The 15287-nt window shown below is 28.9% G+C and carries 21 protein-coding genes and 1 riboswitch; of the genes, 18 read left to right on the top strand and 3 right to left on the bottom strand.

Features of this window, described 5'->3' with window-relative positions; genetic code table 11:
* The 9 genes from glyA to SAR11_RS05205 all read left to right on the top strand — a co-directional run bounded on the left by glyA (position 1) and on the right by SAR11_RS05205 (position 8472).
* On the top strand, positions 1 to 1311 hold the full coding sequence (gene glyA, locus SAR11_RS05245; RefSeq protein WP_011282135.1) for a serine hydroxymethyltransferase: 1311 nt from the start codon (positions 1 to 3) through the stop codon (positions 1309 to 1311).
* A complete protein-coding gene (nrdR, locus tag SAR11_RS05240) occupies positions 1311 to 1769 on the top strand; it encodes a transcriptional regulator NrdR (protein ID WP_006996878.1) in 459 nt (152 codons plus the stop codon). Before glyA ends, nrdR begins: the two co-directional genes overlap by 1 nt.
* On the top strand, positions 1750 to 2850 hold the full coding sequence (ribD, locus tag SAR11_RS05235; protein WP_041185792.1) for a bifunctional diaminohydroxyphosphoribosylaminopyrimidine deaminase/5-amino-6-(5-phosphoribosylamino)uracil reductase RibD: 1101 nt from the start codon (positions 1750 to 1752) through the stop codon (positions 2848 to 2850). The genes nrdR and ribD overlap by 20 nt, the downstream gene beginning before the upstream one ends.
* Before the next feature lie 4 nt (positions 2851 to 2854).
* Positions 2855 to 3448 (top strand): riboflavin synthase, encoded by a 594-nt coding sequence (locus tag SAR11_RS05230; RefSeq protein ID WP_011282133.1) that lies wholly within the window; start codon positions 2855 to 2857, stop codon positions 3446 to 3448.
* Positions 3435 to 4535 (top strand): 3,4-dihydroxy-2-butanone-4-phosphate synthase, encoded by a 1101-nt coding sequence (ribB, locus tag SAR11_RS05225; protein WP_006996881.1) that lies wholly within the window; start codon positions 3435 to 3437, stop codon positions 4533 to 4535. Before SAR11_RS05230 ends, ribB begins: the two co-directional genes overlap by 14 nt.
* Entirely contained in the window at positions 4535 to 4921 is a 387-nt protein-coding gene (ribH, locus tag SAR11_RS05220; RefSeq protein ID WP_006996882.1) for a 6,7-dimethyl-8-ribityllumazine synthase, read from the top strand. Before ribB ends, ribH begins: the two co-directional genes overlap by 1 nt.
* Before the next feature lie 2 nt (positions 4922 to 4923).
* Positions 4924 to 5328: a transcription antitermination factor NusB gene (locus tag SAR11_RS05215; protein WP_011282132.1), complete on the top strand. Its 405-nt coding sequence runs from the start codon at positions 4924 to 4926 to the stop codon at positions 5326 to 5328.
* Positions 5321 to 6280: a thiamine-phosphate kinase gene (gene thiL / locus SAR11_RS05210; RefSeq protein ID WP_011282131.1), complete on the top strand. Its 960-nt coding sequence runs from the start codon at positions 5321 to 5323 to the stop codon at positions 6278 to 6280. The genes SAR11_RS05215 and thiL overlap by 8 nt, the downstream gene beginning before the upstream one ends.
* An 86-nt stretch (positions 6281 to 6366) precedes the next feature.
* Positions 6367 to 8472 carry a sodium-translocating pyrophosphatase gene (locus SAR11_RS05205; RefSeq protein WP_011282130.1) on the top strand — a complete coding sequence of 702 codons (2106 nt, stop codon included), beginning with the start codon at positions 6367 to 6369 and terminating at the stop codon, positions 8470 to 8472.
* A 7-nt stretch (positions 8473 to 8479) separates the two neighbouring features.
* Here SAR11_RS05205 and bamE read toward each other — a convergent pair whose 3' ends face one another.
* Complete coding sequence (gene bamE / locus SAR11_RS05200) at positions 8480 to 8944, bottom strand: outer membrane protein assembly factor BamE domain-containing protein (RefSeq protein WP_011282129.1); 465 nt, start codon at positions 8942 to 8944, stop codon at positions 8480 to 8482.
* Here bamE and SAR11_RS05195 point away from each other — a divergent pair.
* From SAR11_RS05195 to SAR11_RS05170, 6 genes are read left to right on the top strand one after another with little or no spacing between them, the layout of a single operon-like run.
* Positions 8943 to 9410 carry a ubiquinol-cytochrome C chaperone family protein gene (locus SAR11_RS05195; RefSeq protein WP_006996887.1) on the top strand — a complete coding sequence of 156 codons (468 nt, stop codon included), beginning with the start codon at positions 8943 to 8945 and terminating at the stop codon, positions 9408 to 9410. The two genes, bamE and SAR11_RS05195, sit on opposite strands and share 2 nt — an antisense overlap.
* 7 nt (positions 9411 to 9417) lie before the next feature.
* Entirely contained in the window at positions 9418 to 9600 is a 183-nt protein-coding gene (gene rpmF / locus SAR11_RS05190; RefSeq protein ID WP_011282128.1) for a 50S ribosomal protein L32, read from the top strand.
* Positions 9601 to 9614: 14 nt separating this feature from the next.
* Complete coding sequence (plsX, locus tag SAR11_RS05185) at positions 9615 to 10616, top strand: phosphate acyltransferase PlsX (RefSeq protein WP_011282127.1); 1002 nt, start codon at positions 9615 to 9617, stop codon at positions 10614 to 10616.
* Entirely contained in the window at positions 10616 to 10918 is a 303-nt protein-coding gene (locus SAR11_RS05180) for an integration host factor subunit alpha (RefSeq protein WP_027306977.1), read from the top strand. Before plsX ends, SAR11_RS05180 begins: the two co-directional genes overlap by 1 nt.
* Complete coding sequence (locus SAR11_RS05175) at positions 10908 to 11285, top strand: MerR family transcriptional regulator (protein ID WP_011282125.1); 378 nt, start codon at positions 10908 to 10910, stop codon at positions 11283 to 11285. Before SAR11_RS05180 ends, SAR11_RS05175 begins: the two co-directional genes overlap by 11 nt.
* A 1-nt stretch (position 11286) precedes the next feature.
* Positions 11287 to 11478, top strand: a complete 192-nt coding sequence (locus tag SAR11_RS05170) for a 50S ribosomal protein L33 (RefSeq protein WP_006996892.1) — start codon at positions 11287 to 11289, stop codon at positions 11476 to 11478.
* A 2-nt stretch (positions 11479 to 11480) separates the two neighbouring features.
* Here the strand turns inward: SAR11_RS05170 and SAR11_RS05165 are convergent, their stop codons facing one another.
* Positions 11481 to 11771, bottom strand: coding sequence for a chorismate mutase (locus SAR11_RS05165; protein ID WP_006996893.1), 291 nt, complete (start codon positions 11769 to 11771; stop codon positions 11481 to 11483).
* A gap of 42 nt (positions 11772 to 11813) precedes the next feature.
* On the opposite strand from SAR11_RS05165, the gene SAR11_RS05160 reads away from it, so the two are divergent.
* The gene (locus SAR11_RS05160; protein WP_011282124.1) at positions 11814 to 12824 is read left to right on the top strand and encodes a COX15/CtaA family protein; all 1011 of its coding nucleotides are present in this window, start codon (positions 11814 to 11816) and stop codon (positions 12822 to 12824) included.
* On the opposite strand, the gene SAR11_RS05155 is transcribed toward SAR11_RS05160, so the two are convergent.
* On the bottom strand, positions 12817 to 14145 hold the full coding sequence (locus tag SAR11_RS05155) for an O-acetylhomoserine aminocarboxypropyltransferase/cysteine synthase family protein (RefSeq protein ID WP_006996895.1): 1329 nt from the start codon (positions 14143 to 14145) through the stop codon (positions 12817 to 12819). The genes SAR11_RS05160 and SAR11_RS05155 overlap by 8 nt on opposite strands.
* 4 nt (positions 14146 to 14149) lie before the next feature.
* Positions 14150 to 14218, bottom strand: a riboswitch (SAM riboswitch).
* Positions 14219 to 14357: 139 nt separating this feature from the next.
* On the opposite strand from SAR11_RS05155, the gene rplM reads away from it, so the two are divergent.
* Together rplM and rpsI are read left to right on the top strand one after the other, a co-directional pair.
* On the top strand, positions 14358 to 14819 hold the full coding sequence (rplM, locus tag SAR11_RS05150) for a 50S ribosomal protein L13 (RefSeq protein ID WP_006996896.1): 462 nt from the start codon (positions 14358 to 14360) through the stop codon (positions 14817 to 14819).
* A 1-nt stretch (position 14820) separates the two neighbouring features.
* Positions 14821 to 15270: a 30S ribosomal protein S9 gene (gene rpsI, locus SAR11_RS05145; RefSeq protein WP_006996897.1), complete on the top strand. Its 450-nt coding sequence runs from the start codon at positions 14821 to 14823 to the stop codon at positions 15268 to 15270.
* Positions 15271 to 15287 lie beyond the last annotated feature (17 nt).

Below are 15287 nucleotides of genomic sequence, written 5' to 3'. Positions count from 1 at the left end.
ATGTCTAGTGAAAAAAACTATTTAAATGAAAATTATAAAAGCTTTTTTGATGACAGCTTATCTGTAACTGATCCAGAATTACATAAAGCCATAAGTGATGAGCTAAAAAGACAACAACAACATATAGAATTAATTGCTTCTGAAAATATAGTTTCTCAAGCTGTTTTAGAGGCTCAAGGCTCTGTATTAACAAATAAATATGCAGAAGGATATCCTGGAAAAAGATACTATAATGGATGTGAGCATGTTGATGTTGCTGAAAATTTAGCCATAGAGAGATTAAAGAAAATTTTTGATTGTAAATTTGCAAATGCCCAACCACATTCTGGGGCTCAAGCAAATGGTGCTGTATTTTTAGCGCTATTAAATCCTGGTGATACATTTATGGGAATGAGTTTAAATTCTGGTGGACATATTACTCATGGGTTAAAAATATCAATGTCAGGTAAATGGTTTAATCCCATAGGGTATGACGTTGATAAAGAGTCTGAACTTATTGATTATGATAATGTTGAAAAACTTGCATTAGAACATAAACCAAAACTCATAATTTGTGGTGGTAGCGCTTATTCTAGAGTAATTGACTTTAAAAGATTTAGAGAGATTGCTGATAAAGTAGGGGCATATTTGATGGTGGATATGGCTCATTTTTCAGGTTTAGTTGCTGGTAAAGGTTATCCTAACCCATGTGAACACGCACACGTAGTTACTTCAACAACTCATAAAGTTTTCAGAAGTGCTAGAGGTGGAATTATTTTAACTAATCATGAAGACCTAGCAAAAAAATTTAATACTGCAGTATTTCCTGGTTATCAAGGTGGACCGTTGATGCATGTCATCGCTGGAAAGGCTGCTGGGTTTTTGGAAGCTTTAAGGCCAGATTTTAAAGATTATATCAAATCAGTTTTGGCAAATGCCAAAATTTTATCTGAGACACTTAAGAATAATGGTTTTAAAATTTATTCTGGTGGAACGGATACTCATTTAATGTTAGTTGATCTAAGACCTTTCAATGTTAAGGGTAATGCCGCTGCTGAAAGCCTTTCTAATGCTAATATTACCTGTAACAAAAATGGAATACCTTTTGACTCTGAAAAGCCAATGATTACTTCTGGGATAAGACTTGGAACTCAAGCTGCAACAACTAGAGGCTTTGGTTTAAAAGAGTTTGAGAAAGTAGGTGAATTAATTACTAAAGTTGTAAAAGGTTTGTCTGAAAACCCTGAGGACAACGGTAAAATTGAAGAAGAGGTTAGAAATGAAGTTATAGATCTTACATCTAACTTTCCAATATATAAAAATTTGAAATAATGATTTGTTCAATTTGTAAAAAAGGTGAAACATCAGTAGTAGATTCTAGACCTACAGAAGATGGAACTGCCATAAGAAGAAGAAGACTTTGTGTGTGTGGAGCTAGATTCACAACTTTCGAAAGAGTACAATTTAGAGAAATAATGGTCGTCAAAAAGAATGGAAGAAAATCATCGTTTGATAGAGATAAACTTTCTAAATCAATTTATATAGCATTAAAGAAAAGACCTATTGATACCGAAACTGCAGAAAAATTTATTAGTCGAACTTCAAGAGCTTTAGAAGAACTTGGTCAAAGTGAAATTTCATCAAATACAATTGGCACAATGGTTATGGAAGGTTTGAAAGATCTTGATCCTGTTGCATACGTTAGATTTGCATCTGTTTATAGAAATTTTAGAGAAGAAAAAGACTTTGTGCAATTCGTTGACAAATTAGATGTCTACAAAAAAAGATAAATTTTCAATTAAAGATAAAATTTTTATGGAGCTTGCCTTGAATTTGGCAAAAGCTCGTCATGGACTAACTGGAATTAATCCTTCTGTAGGCTGTGTGATTGTCAAAAATAATAAAATACTTTCAATTGGTCAAACAGGTTTTAAAGGTACGCCTCATGCAGAATTTAATGCCATTAAAAATTCACATGAAAATATAGAAGGCTCAAAAATGTATGTGACCCTTGAACCATGTAGTCATTATGGAAAAACACCCCCATGCACAAATATTATAATTAAAAATAAAATTAAAGAAGTTGTCTATGGAGTTGAAGATATTGATAAAAAAGTTAAAGGTAAAACTTTAAATATTCTTAAGTCAAAAAATATTTTAGTAAAAAAAGATTTACTCAAAAAACAAATTAATAAATTTTACGCACCTTATTTTTTTAATAGAAAAAAAAACCTTCCTTATGTTACTGGTAAAATTGCAATTTCTAAAAATAATTTGATATATAGCAAAGATACTAAAAGAATTTCAGATATTCATACTGATAGATTTACACATTTTCTTAGATATAAAAATGACTCGTTAATGATTTCCTCCAAAACGTTAAATAAAGATGACCCAAAACTCAATTGCAGACTAGAAGGTTTGAGTAAATTTTCTCCTAAAAGAATAATTTTAGATAGAAACTTAGAAATTAAAAAGAATTCATATATTTTTAAAACAGCAAATAAAGACAATACTATAATTTTTTATTATAACGCCAAAGCTGAGGTGAAATTAATGTTAAAAAAAAAAGGTATAACTTTAATCAAAAGTAAATTAAATAAAAATAGCTTTGATATTAAATCAATTTTAATGAAACTCTATGTCCTTGGCTGTAGGAATTTATTAGTTGAAGGGGGAAATGATCTTTCTAAACACATTATTAAAAAAAAATTATTTAATGAATTTTATTTATACAAATGTAGTAAAAGTTTATCAAAGTTAGTTAATCATAAAGAGTTTGGTTTTCTTAAAGAATTAAAGAAAAATTATAAAAATAAATTGAAAATTAATAAAAAATTAGGCAAAGACGTAATCACGCTTTACAAATAATATTATGTTTAATGGAATAATTTTTAATCAAGGTTTAATTACTAAATTTGAAAAAAGATCAAAAGGTATTAATATTTTTGTAAAAGCTAATTTAAAATTAACTCGTAAAGATTTGGGTGTATCAGTTGCTTGTGATGGTGTTTGCTTAACATTAATCGATATTAAAAATCTGATAATGGAATTTTATCTTTCTGATGAAACTATACAAAGATCAAAATTTAAATTCTTAAAAATAAATGATAAAATTAATCTTGAACTTCCTTTAAAATTTGGCCAAAAAATATCAGGACATATTTGCCAAGGCCACATCGATGCGGTAGGCAAAATACAGAGTATTAAAAAAATTGATAAATCATATTTATTTAATTTTGAAATTCCTAAAAAAGAACGAGCAAATTTAATTGATAAAGCCTCTATATGTATAAATGGAATTTCTTTAACAATTTCCAAAGTAACCAAAAAAGGTTTTCAAGTTTGGGTTATTCCACACACCTTTAAGCTAACTAATTTATCTTCGTTAAAAAAAGGCAGTCTAGTTAATATAGAGATAGATATCTTATCTAAATACGTTAGAAATTATTTTAATGAAAAAAAATAATTATGCATCCATTGAAAGTATAATAAATATCGCAAAGAAAGGTGGTATGTTCATCTTAGTTGATGATGAGAAAAGAGAAAACGAAGGAGACTTAATAATATCAACCACTGACTCAAGCGCTAAAAATATAAATTTTATGGCAAAATATGGTCGTGGATTAATTTGTCTGGCGCTAGATAGTGTACAAGCAAAGCGATTAAATTTATCTTTGATGTCACCAATCAATCAATCAAGGAATAAAACTGCATTTACAATTTCTATTGAAGCAAAAAAAGGAATAACAACAGGTATCTCAGCAAAAGATAGAGCAAAGACAATTAAAATTGCTTCAAAAAAAAATGCAAATAAGAAAGACATAGTTTCACCTGGACATGTTTTTCCAATTATTGCGAAAGACGGCGGCGTTTTAGTAAGAGCTGGTCACACAGAAGCCTCTGTTGATATTTCAAAACTTGCTAAAAAAAATAACTCTGCAGTTATTTGTGAAATAATGAATGAAGATGGGACAATGGCCAAAGGCCAAGATTTATTTGATTTTGCAAACAAACATAATTTAAAGATAGGTAAAATTGAAGATCTTATTGCTTATCGTTTAAAAAAAGAAAAATTAATTAAACTTAAAAAACAATCAGATATTAAAGTAAAAAATCAAAAATATAAAATTCGAATTTATGAAAACCTTTTAGATGGATCTGAGCATTTTGCTTTGATTAAAGGAAATATTAAAAAAGGGATAATACCAAGAGTTAGAGTAATTTCTTCTAACGTAGTTCAAAATTATTTAATCAATCAACAATTACCAAATTCATTTGATAAAACTTTAAATTATTTTAAGAAATTTAATAACTGTGTTTTAGTTTTTATAAAAGATACAAATTTAAAATCTGTTACACAAACACTTAAGGATTATAAAAACAAAAATTTCTATAAAAAAGGAAATGATAAGCTTATAAGAAATTATGGTATTGGTGCTCAAATAATTAAAGATTTAAAGATTAAAAATATGATATTAATTACTAAGTCTCTTAAAAAAGTTATTGGTTTGGAAGGTTATGATATAAAGATTACTAAACAGGAAATTATTTAATGAAAAGAAAATATCTAATAGTTATTGCTGATTATTATAAAGATATATCAAAGGGTTTACTAAGTAGTGCAAAGAGCATATTACCTAAATCTAGTTTAATAAAAATTATTAATGTTCCTGGTGTTTTTGAAATACCAGTTACGATTTCAAAGAATATTAAGAAATACGATGCTTTTTTAGCTCTTGGTTGTGTTATTAAAGGCCAAACACCTCATTTTGATTTTATTTCTCATTCTTCAACTGATGCAATAATGAAACTTTCTGTAGATAGCAAAAAACCCATTGGTAATGGAATTATTACCTGTCTTAATATGCGTCAAGCTATAGCTAGGAAGAAAAAGGGTAGAGAAGCAGCTCAAGCTGTAATATCTGTTCTTTCTCAATAACAATGAGAACTCCATATAATCCCAATCAAAGTCCGAGGGTAATTATTATCCAAAAATTATATGGAAATTTTTTTAATGATGACACAGACTTAACTTTTCCCAAACATAGATTTAAAAAATTCATTAAGGATGTTGTTTTAGGTACTATTGAAAGAGATGAAGTTATTAAAGAAGAGGTTAAAAAATATCTAAGTGAGGACTTAGAGTTAACTAATTTAGACCAGGTTTTTCAAGTGATAGTAAAATCTGCTATATTTGAGTTTTTATACAAACCTAAAGTTTCTTCTAAAATAATTATTAAAGAATATCTTGATGCATCAAACTTTTTTTTAGAAGATGGTCAAACTAAATATTTAAATGCAATATTAGACAAAATAGCTAAAAAAATAAGAACCACTAATGCATGAATTTGAATTAATAAAAAATTATTTTCAAAAACTTTCTAAAAAATCACCAAGTGCCTTAAATTTGAATGATGATGTTTTTTTTGATAAAAAAAATAAATTAGCAGTATCTGTTGATACTTATACAGAAGGCAATCATTTCATAGACTTTAAAAGACCTGATCTTGTCATTAAAAAAATAATTAGATCATCAATTTCAGATTTAATATGCAAAGGTATTAAACCAAAATATTATTTTATTTCTGGTTCTGGTAATAAAAAAAGTTTTTCTAAATTAAATTTATCAAAAATCAGCAAATCACTTAATCAAGAACAAAATAAATATAAAATATTTTTAAGTGGTGGAGATACAGTTTTTTCTAACAAGTTAAGTTTTACAATTACTTCAATAGGTTTTGCCGATAATATTATCTATAGAAACAAAGCTAAACTTTATGATGATGTATATGTCTCTGGAAATATAGGAGACAGCTATTTAGGGCTATTAGTTTTAAAAAATAAAATTAAGCTTAATTCAAGATTAAAAAAATATTTTACTAATCAATATTTTATGCCAAATATTCAATTAAAATTAATTGATCAAATTAAAAAGTTTGCCAATACCTCAATTGATATATCTGATGGACTTATAGCGGACCTTGTTAAAATGATTAATAATCAGAAATTATCTTATAAAATTTTTTTAAAAGATATTCCAATTTCAAGTAACCTAAAGAAGATACTTGCTCTTAAAAAACTATCTAAGATTAATTACATTTCTAATGGTGATGATTATCAGGTCTTATTTACAGCTTCTAAAAATAAGATGAGAATCATAAGAAAAATAGCTACTAATTGCAGAGTTAAGCTAACTAAAATTGGCACAATTCAAAGCCATGTTAAAAAATCATCCATTGTAGATGTTGAAAATCGGCAAATTACCCTTAAAAATAAAGGTTATTTTCATAAGTTTTAAAAAGTTAAATATTGCCTTTTATTGCTTTTTTTGTATTGTCCGGACTTTAAAGAATAAAATTTAACAACCAAACAACCAAAGGCAAAATGAACTCACTAATAGAAACAATATTATTATTTACCATAGCAGCTGGATCTCTTTCAATCGTTTATGGTTTTTTTACAGGCATGAATATCCTTAACTCAAGTGCAGGAAATGCCAAGATGCAAGAAATAGCATCAGCAATTCAAATTGGTGCTAAGGCTTATTTAGCAAGACAATATAAAACAATTGCCGTGGTTGGAGTTGTTGTTTTAGTCATTATTTTCTTTGTGTTCAGTCCATTAGTTGGTTTAGGTTATTTTATTGGTGCTACATTATCAGGTATAGCTGGTTATGTTGGAATGTTAGTTTCTGTTCAAGCTAACGTTAGAACTGCTGAAGCATCAAGAAAAGGTTTAGCAAGTGGTCTTGCAGTTGCATTTAAATCAGGTGCTGTAACTGGAATGTTAGTTGCTGGATTAGCTTTACTTGCAATCGCAGTTTATTACTATTTTTTATTAAAAGCAGGCATTGATGACAGAGAAGTTATTAATGCATTAGTAGCATTAGGTTTTGGTGCTTCTTTAATATCAATTTTTGCAAGATTAGGTGGTGGAATTTTTACAAAAGGTGCTGATGTTGGTGCTGACTTAGTTGGTAAAGTTGAAGCAGGTATTCCAGAAGATGATCCTAGAAATCCAGCTGTAATTGCTGACAATGTTGGAGATAACGTTGGTGATTGTGCTGGTATGGCAGCAGACTTATTTGAAACTTACGCTGTAACAATTGTTGCAACAATGGTTCTTTCTTCGATATTTTTCTATGGTGATATAAATATGATGATCTATCCTCTAACTATTGGTGGGGCTTGTATTTTAACATCAATCTTAGGAACTTTCTTTGTTAAACTTGGAAAAAGTAAAAATGTTATGAACGCTTTATATAAAGGATTTGTAGTTTCTGCTGTTTCTTCATTAATAATTTTATACCCTGTTACTGATTATGTAATCGGATTTGCAAGCGAATATACTGTTAATAGTAAAAGTTTTACTGGTATGAGTTTGTATTACTGTGGAATAATTGGTTTAGTTATTACTGGACTATTAATTTGGATTACTGAATACTACACTGGTACTGAATACAGACCAGTAAGAAGTATTGCTAAATCTTCTACAACTGGTCATGGAACAAACGTTATCCAAGGCTTAGCTGTTTCTATGGAAGCCACTGCTGTACCAGCTTTAATTATTGTTGCCGGTATATTAGCAACAAATTCAATCGCTGGTCTTTATGGTATCGCTATTTCAGTAACTACAATGCTTGCATTAGCAGGTATGGTTGTTGCTCTTGATGCTTATGGTCCTGTAACAGATAATGCTGGCGGTATTGCTGAAATGGCTAAATTACCAAATAGTGTTAGAAAAACTACCGATGCATTAGATGCAGTAGGTAATACGACTAAAGCTGTTACTAAAGGTTATGCTATAGGTTCAGCAGGTTTAGGTGCTCTAGTATTATTTGCAGCTTATGTTGAGGATATCAAACACTTTTCAGGTGTAGCAGGTTCAAAGCTTGAAGGAATTGTTGTAACTTTTGATTTATCAAATCCTTACGTTGTAGTTGGGTTATTAATTGGTGGAATGCTTCCATATTTATTTGGATCAATGGGTATGCAAGCCGTTGGTAGAGCAGGTGGTGCAGTGGTTGTCGAAGTAAGAAGACAATTTAAAAAATATCCAGGTATCATGAAGGGTAAACAAAAACCTGATTATGCTAAATTAGTAGATTTATTAACTTTAGCTGCAATTAGAGAAATGATTATACCTTCATTATTGCCAGTTCTTTCTCCTATTGTTTTATACTTTGTAATACTAGCTATAGGTGGTCAAGTTGCTGCTTTAGCTGCAGTAGGTGCAATGTTGTTAGGTGTAATTATTACAGGTTTATTTGTAGCTGTTTCAATGACTGCAGGTGGTGGTGCTTGGGATAATGCAAAAAAGTATATTGAAGACGGAAATCACGGTGGAAAAGGTTCTGAAGCACACAAAGCTGCTGTAACTGGTGACACTGTTGGAGACCCGTACAAAGATACTGCTGGTCCTGCTGTAAACCCAATGATTAAGATTACTAATATTGTAGCTTTATTATTGTTAGCTGTAATTGCTGGCTAAGAAAAGATTAATTTCTTTTTCTTTTACCTAAGGGGTCGTTAATTTTCTGTCTCATACTGGATAGAAAGTCATATACAAATGTGTTTTTCTTGTATTGATTTTCAGTGGTTTGTTCTGCAAATTTCAATTCTTGCATATTAGTGAGATCTAGAAACTCTTTAGTTTCTAGAAGACCCATACTGTTGATTTCTAATAATAGAACATTGTTTACAATAATTCTTTCACTGCCAAATTTTGCAAGAGATGAATTATCTGTTTTTCTTTCAATATAAATCCATAAATCATTGTCAAAAGTACTTTTAGTTGATGGTGAACCTAATAATTTTAAAATATCGTTTTTATTTGACTGATTAACAGTAAGTTTTTCTTGTTTTTTATTTAAAAAATGAACACCGTGGTGTTTTTCAACTTTTTTTAAAGTACAAGCTGAAATAAATAATGATATTATAATAAATACAAATAATTTTCTCATGGATAAAAACTATATAAATATTTACAACAATTTAGTTCAATTAACTAGAAATAAAGATTTGTATAAAGATTTTAAAAACCAAGACACTTTTTCTGATAGATTAATATTCTTTTTACTTCATTTTGCTTTCTTTTTGAAAGTTTATAAGGAAAATAATGATAAAAAAATACTACAAGAGATTTATGATTTTACCTTCAGACAAGTTGAATTAAGCATCAGGGAAATTGGTTATGGTGATCAATCAATTAATAAAAAAATGAAAGATTACCTAAACTTATTCTATGGAATGATCGACAAAATTCACAGTTGGGATGAATTAGATATAGAATCTAGAAACTCTATTTTGGTAAATTTTTTAGATAATTCATCTAATATTGAGTATTTGGTTAATTATTTTGAAAATTATAGGTTAAATTTAAAAAATAATACTTTAAATTCTTATATAAAAGGTGTAGTTAAGCACTAATTTTATTATGGCTGTACCTAAACGAAAACAATCACCGTCAAGAACTGGAATGAGAAGAGCTCAGAATATGAAGTTCAAATCTACCAATATTGTTGAGGACAAGAAATCTGGAGAATACAGATTGCCTCATCACTTAGATCTAAAAACAGGTATGTATAGAGGTAGACAAGTTTTAGATCCTAAGGAATAAAAGTCCAAAATTAAATGAGCAAAATAATAAAAATTGCAGTTGATGCAATGGGTGGAGATAATTCACCAAAAAAAATTATTGATGGAATTAATCATCATTATAAAAGTAACACTAATACTTTTTATCAAATTTTTGGTGATAAGGAAAAAATCCAAAATTATATCAATCAATTACCCACATCTTCATTTGAAATAATTCACACCAAAGATTTGGTTAAAGGAACTGATAGTCCTTTAGAAGGAGCTAAAAGAGGAAAAAATACTAGTATGTGGTTAGCCATACAAAGTGTTAAAGAAAAAAAATCTGACATAGTTATTTCTGCCGGTAACACTGGAGCATTACTTGTTATTTCAAAACTTAATCTAAAGATGATTGAAAACATTGATAAACCAGCTCTTTCTGCTTTATGGCCAAATAAAAAGAATATGAGTGTAGTGTTAGATTTAGGAGCTAATATCGAATGTAGTCCAAAAAATTTAATTGATTTTTCTATAATGGGATCTTCGTTATTTAAATCGTTATATCCTGATGATACCGCTAAAGTTGCTTTATTAAATATAGGGTCTGAAGAAATTAAAGGTAATGAGACTATCAAAGAAACTTACCAACAATTAAATCAAAGAAATAACACTGACTTTGAGTTTAAGGGTTATATAGAAGGTAATCAGTTAATGAATGGCGATGTAAATGTTATCGTTGCAGATGGATTTACTGGGAATATTGCTTTGAAGACAGCCGAAGGTACTGCAAATTTTATTACCAGTGAATTAAAGAAAGCCATGACAGGTAATATTGTTGGTAAAATTTCATCTTTACTAAATATTTCAAATTTAAAAAAATTTAAAGAAAGATTAGATCCAAGACTTTATAATGGTGCAATTTTCATAGGTTTAGATTCTCCTGTTATTAAAAGCCATGGTGGAACAGATTATATAGGTTTTTCAAACTCATTAAGTGTTTGTACTAGAATTGTCACTGGAAATTTAATAGAAAAGATAAGAAACAACATATGTTAATGCAAAGAACAAACTTAACAAAAAAAGATCTTATAAATTCAATTTATATGCAAATTGGTTTTTCAAAAAATATATCTGAAAATTTAATTGACGATTTTCTAATTACAATAGTAGACAATTTAAAAATAGAAAAAAAATTAAAGCTCTCTAAATTTGGTACTTTTTCTATAAGAGCAAAAAAAAGTAGAATTGGACGAAATCCCAAAACAAAAGAACAAACAACTATATCTAATAGAGATGTTGTTTTATTTAAAGCTTCTAAGGAATTTAAAGATTTGGTAAATTCTAAGAATGATTCATAAAAATAGTGATGCTTATAAGTCAATAGGTGAGGTTGCTAAAATTCTTGGTCTTGTAAACAAAAAAAAAGGAACCTTGAATACTCATACTATTCGATTTTGGGAGAAGGAATTTAAGCAAATTAAGCCAAAAATTTTAAATGGTAATAGAAGATATTATAATAATGATACTATTGAGGTTTTAAAAAAAGTTAAATATCTACTGAAAGATCAAGGAATGACAATTATTGGTGTTAAAAAAGTTTTTAATTCTGATAAATCATTAAAACTTGACGAATTACCAAATAATTCTATAAATGCTGATTATAATTTAAAAAATAAACTTAAGAAGATTTCTGATTTAATAAAAAAAATAAAAAGTTTAAAATAAAATGGCAAAAAAAACGCACGTTAAAGTTAGATTAGTACCAGAGGCTAAACCTGATAGTCCTTTTTTTTATTATGTTAAAAAACCTGCGGGTGGTGAAAAAGCTAAAGTTAAATTGTCTGCAAAGAAATATAACCCTTCTACAAGAAAACATGAAATGTTTGTGGAAAAAAAATTACCTCCACACAGTAAATAGTACTATTTTTTTCTAAAATTTCTTTTTTCGTAATCAATAAAAGACCAAATCATATTTTTCCAAATTCTATTAGTGATTTTTGGGTCAATATTAGTTTGTATTGATTTTTTTTTAATTTTTTTAAGTATAAAATTGATCCTTTTTTGATCAATTATTTCTTTTTTATGGATTTTTACTTTTAGCACTTCATTGACTAATGAAGATCTTTTTTTGATTAATTTAAGTAAATCATTATCAAGTTTATCAAGCTTAATTCTAATCTGATTTAGTTTTTTTTTATTTGTAGGCGACATTTATTCAATTGGTTATTAAGATAATTATTATAAGTATAATTTATGTTTGTAAATAGCGACAACTATATAAAATATTTAAAATTGTGGTTAATAACTTTATTTTCATTAATTGTTCTTATGGTAGCTGTCGGTGGTCTTACTAGATTAACAGACTCTGGTTTATCAATCACAGCTTGGGAGCTTTTTACTGGAATACTCCCACCTATGAATATTAATGAGTGGAATTTTTATTTCACAGAATACAAAAAAATTCCTGAATATAAAAATATTAACTACGGCATGTCCTTAGATGAATTTAAAGTTATTTTTTATTGGGAGTATGCTCATAGATTGTTAGCAAGATTTGTAGGTTTGTTTACTTTAGTGCCTTTGCTTTTCTTTACTCTCTATTTTAAAAAAACTCTGCATTATTCTAATAAATATTATTGGATTTTTTTCCTTGTGTGTCTTCAGGGGTTCATCGGTTGGTATATGGTATCTAGTGGATTAATTGAAAATAATGACGTTAGTCACTTTAGACTTAGCATTCATTTATCTTTGGCTTTATTTATTTTATGTTTAATTTTTTGGTATATTTTAGATATTCATAAAATTAAAAAATTTGAAAATAAAATTCCAAATTTATTTTTATTATTCATACTTAAATTGATAGTTTTGCAGATTGTATTGGGTGCTTTCTTATCAGGTTTAGATGGTGGTCTCATCTATAATTCATGGCCTGATATGAATGGTAGTTTTTTTCCAAATGATGTTAGTTATGGTGATTTAATTACTACTCAATTATTTAACAACCCATCAATTATTCAATTTTTGCATAGATCAACTGCATATTTGCTTCTTTTTTTTATAATCATTTTAAATTTTATCTATTTTAAAAAACAATATGATTTTAAATATGTATTATTTTTTGATGTTGCTATCTTGTTTCAAATTTTTTTAGGAATTATAACTTTGATTTCTGGTGTAGAGATTACATATGCTTCACTACACCAGCTAGGTTCAATATTAGTTTTGAGTTCTTATTTTTTGATATTATATAAAAACTCTAACTAACTGCTTTCAAATTCCCTTTAGAAGATTTATTTAAAGCTTGGTCTAAATCCTCAATAATGTCATCTATATGCTCAATACCAATACATAATCTTACGTATCCAGGAGTTACACCTGAGGCTAACAATTCTTTTTCTGTTAACTGACTATGAGTTGTTGTTGCAGGATGAATTGCTAAACTTCTTGCATCCCCAATATTTGCAACATGATAAAACATTTTTAAAGACTCGATAAATCTCTTACCTGCTTCAATACCACCTTTGAGCTCGATACCAACTAAACCACCATTTCCTTCATTAAGGTATTTTTTAGCACGATCAGCAATTTTACCTTCATGTTCTGTTGGATAGATTACTCTTGTTACTTCTTTATTTTTCTTTAAATAGTCAACAACTTTTGATGCATTTGAGCAGTGTTGTTTCATTCTAAGAGCAACTGTTTCAAGCCCTTGAATAATTCCAAATGCATTGTCAGGTGATAGGGCAGAACCAAGATCTCTTAGTAATGTAACCCGCGCTCTTACTGCAAAAGAAACATTAGCCCCAGTCAATTCTGGAACCACTTTTCCCCATATAGCTCCACCGTAACTTGCGTCAGGTTCGTTAAATAAAGGTTGTCTTTTGGGATCAGCTGTCCAATCAAAATTACCTCCATCAACTAAAGCTCCACCTACAACTGTACCGTGACCACCTATATATTTTGTTAATGAATAAACTACTACAGCAGCACCATGTTCTAAAGGTTTGCAAATTACAGGAGCAGCTGTGTTGTCCATTATTAATGGTATATTGTATTTTTTACCAATATCAGAAACTTCTTTAATTGGAAAAACTCTCAAATAAGGATTTGGTAAAGTCTCACCATAAAAAGCTCTAGTTTTATCATCAACAGCTTTTTCAAAGTTTTTTGGGTCAGAAGGGTCTGCATATCTAACTTCAATACCAAGTTTACTTAATGTATGCGTGAATAACGAAATAGTACCTCCATATAAATCCGTAGAGCTGACTATATTATCTCCGGCTTGTGCAACGTTTAAAATTGCAAAAGTTGATGCGGTTTGTCCAGATGCTACTGTTAAACAGGCTAATCCTCCTTCTAATGAAGCAACTCTTTTTTCAAGAGCATCATTTGTTGGATTCATTATTCTTGTATAAATATTTCCAAATTCCTTAAGAGCAAACAAATTTGCAGCATGTTCAGTACTATCAAATTGATACGATGTTGTTCTATAAATTGGAACTGCTACTGCTTTGGTTGTTGGATCACTTCTATAATCACCACCATGTATAGCTATAGTCTCAGGGTTTTGTCTTTTTGTACTCATCTTAATACTCCTTTTTTAGTACTTTTGCTTTATGCAAGGCGTACAATACAGTTCAAATGCGCCTACCGATAATGTGGTTAAAAAATCCTTTTTAGCAATAACTAGCCTGCAATAGGAACAAATCGGCTATATAAAAATATCATTTAAGCAAGATATTGCAAGAGAAATATAAAATTGACATTATATCTAATAATAGTATTAATCCTCGCACAATGACAAAATTTCTAAAAAGTGGTGATTTAAACAGTAACTGGTTTGAGATAGACGCTAAAAATGCTGTAGTTGGCAGATTAGCTTCTATTATTGCTATGATTGTTAGAGGAAAAAATAAAACAACTTTTACACCTCATATGGATGATGGTGATTTTGTTGTTGTTAAAAATGTTGAACAAGCAAAGTTCACAGGAAAAAAATTTAAAGATAAAAAATATTATAGACATACTGGTCACCCAGGTGGAATTAAAGAAATTACTCCTGAAAAGTTATTAGAAAAAAATAAACCTGGCGAGACATTAAAATTAGCTATTAAAAGAATGTTACCTGGGGGAGTTCTAGGAAGAAAACAGTTAACTAAAGTAAAAATTTATGCTGGTGAAGAACACCCTCATGCAGCACAAAACCCAAAACTTTTAGACCTAGGTAAATTAAACAGTAAAAATTTAATAAGAAATTAATATGGTAACAACAGCTACACCAAATAAAGTATCTACAAAAAAACCTAAAATTAAATTAGATTTTAAAGATAGTAAATACGCAACTGGTAGAAGAAAAAAATCTATTGCAAAAATTTGGGTGAAAAAAGGTACAGGCAAAATTTACGTTAATGGCAGAACTATGGATGAGTATTTCACTAGCGGAAGTCACAAAATGCAAATCACAAGACCATTTGAGATTATAAACCAAGCAACTGATTATGATGTAAGATGTAGCGTAGCAGGTGGTGGTCACACAGGTCAAGCTGGTGCAATGGTTCATGGTATTGCTAAAGCATTAATCTTATTTGATTCAGAGAATAGAGCAGTACTTAAGACAGAAAAGCTTAATACTAGAGACTCTAGATCGGTTGAAAGAAAAAAACCTGGTCGTAGAAAAGCAAGAAGAAGCTTCCAATTCTCGAAAAGATAATTCTTTTTTAACTCTAA

The sequence above is a fragment of the Candidatus Pelagibacter ubique HTCC1062 genome, from assembly GCF_000012345.1.
GTDB classification, from domain to species: Bacteria; Pseudomonadota; Alphaproteobacteria; order Pelagibacterales; family Pelagibacteraceae; genus Pelagibacter; species Pelagibacter ubiqueversans.
This window is presented reverse-complemented; position numbering and strand designations above follow the sequence as displayed.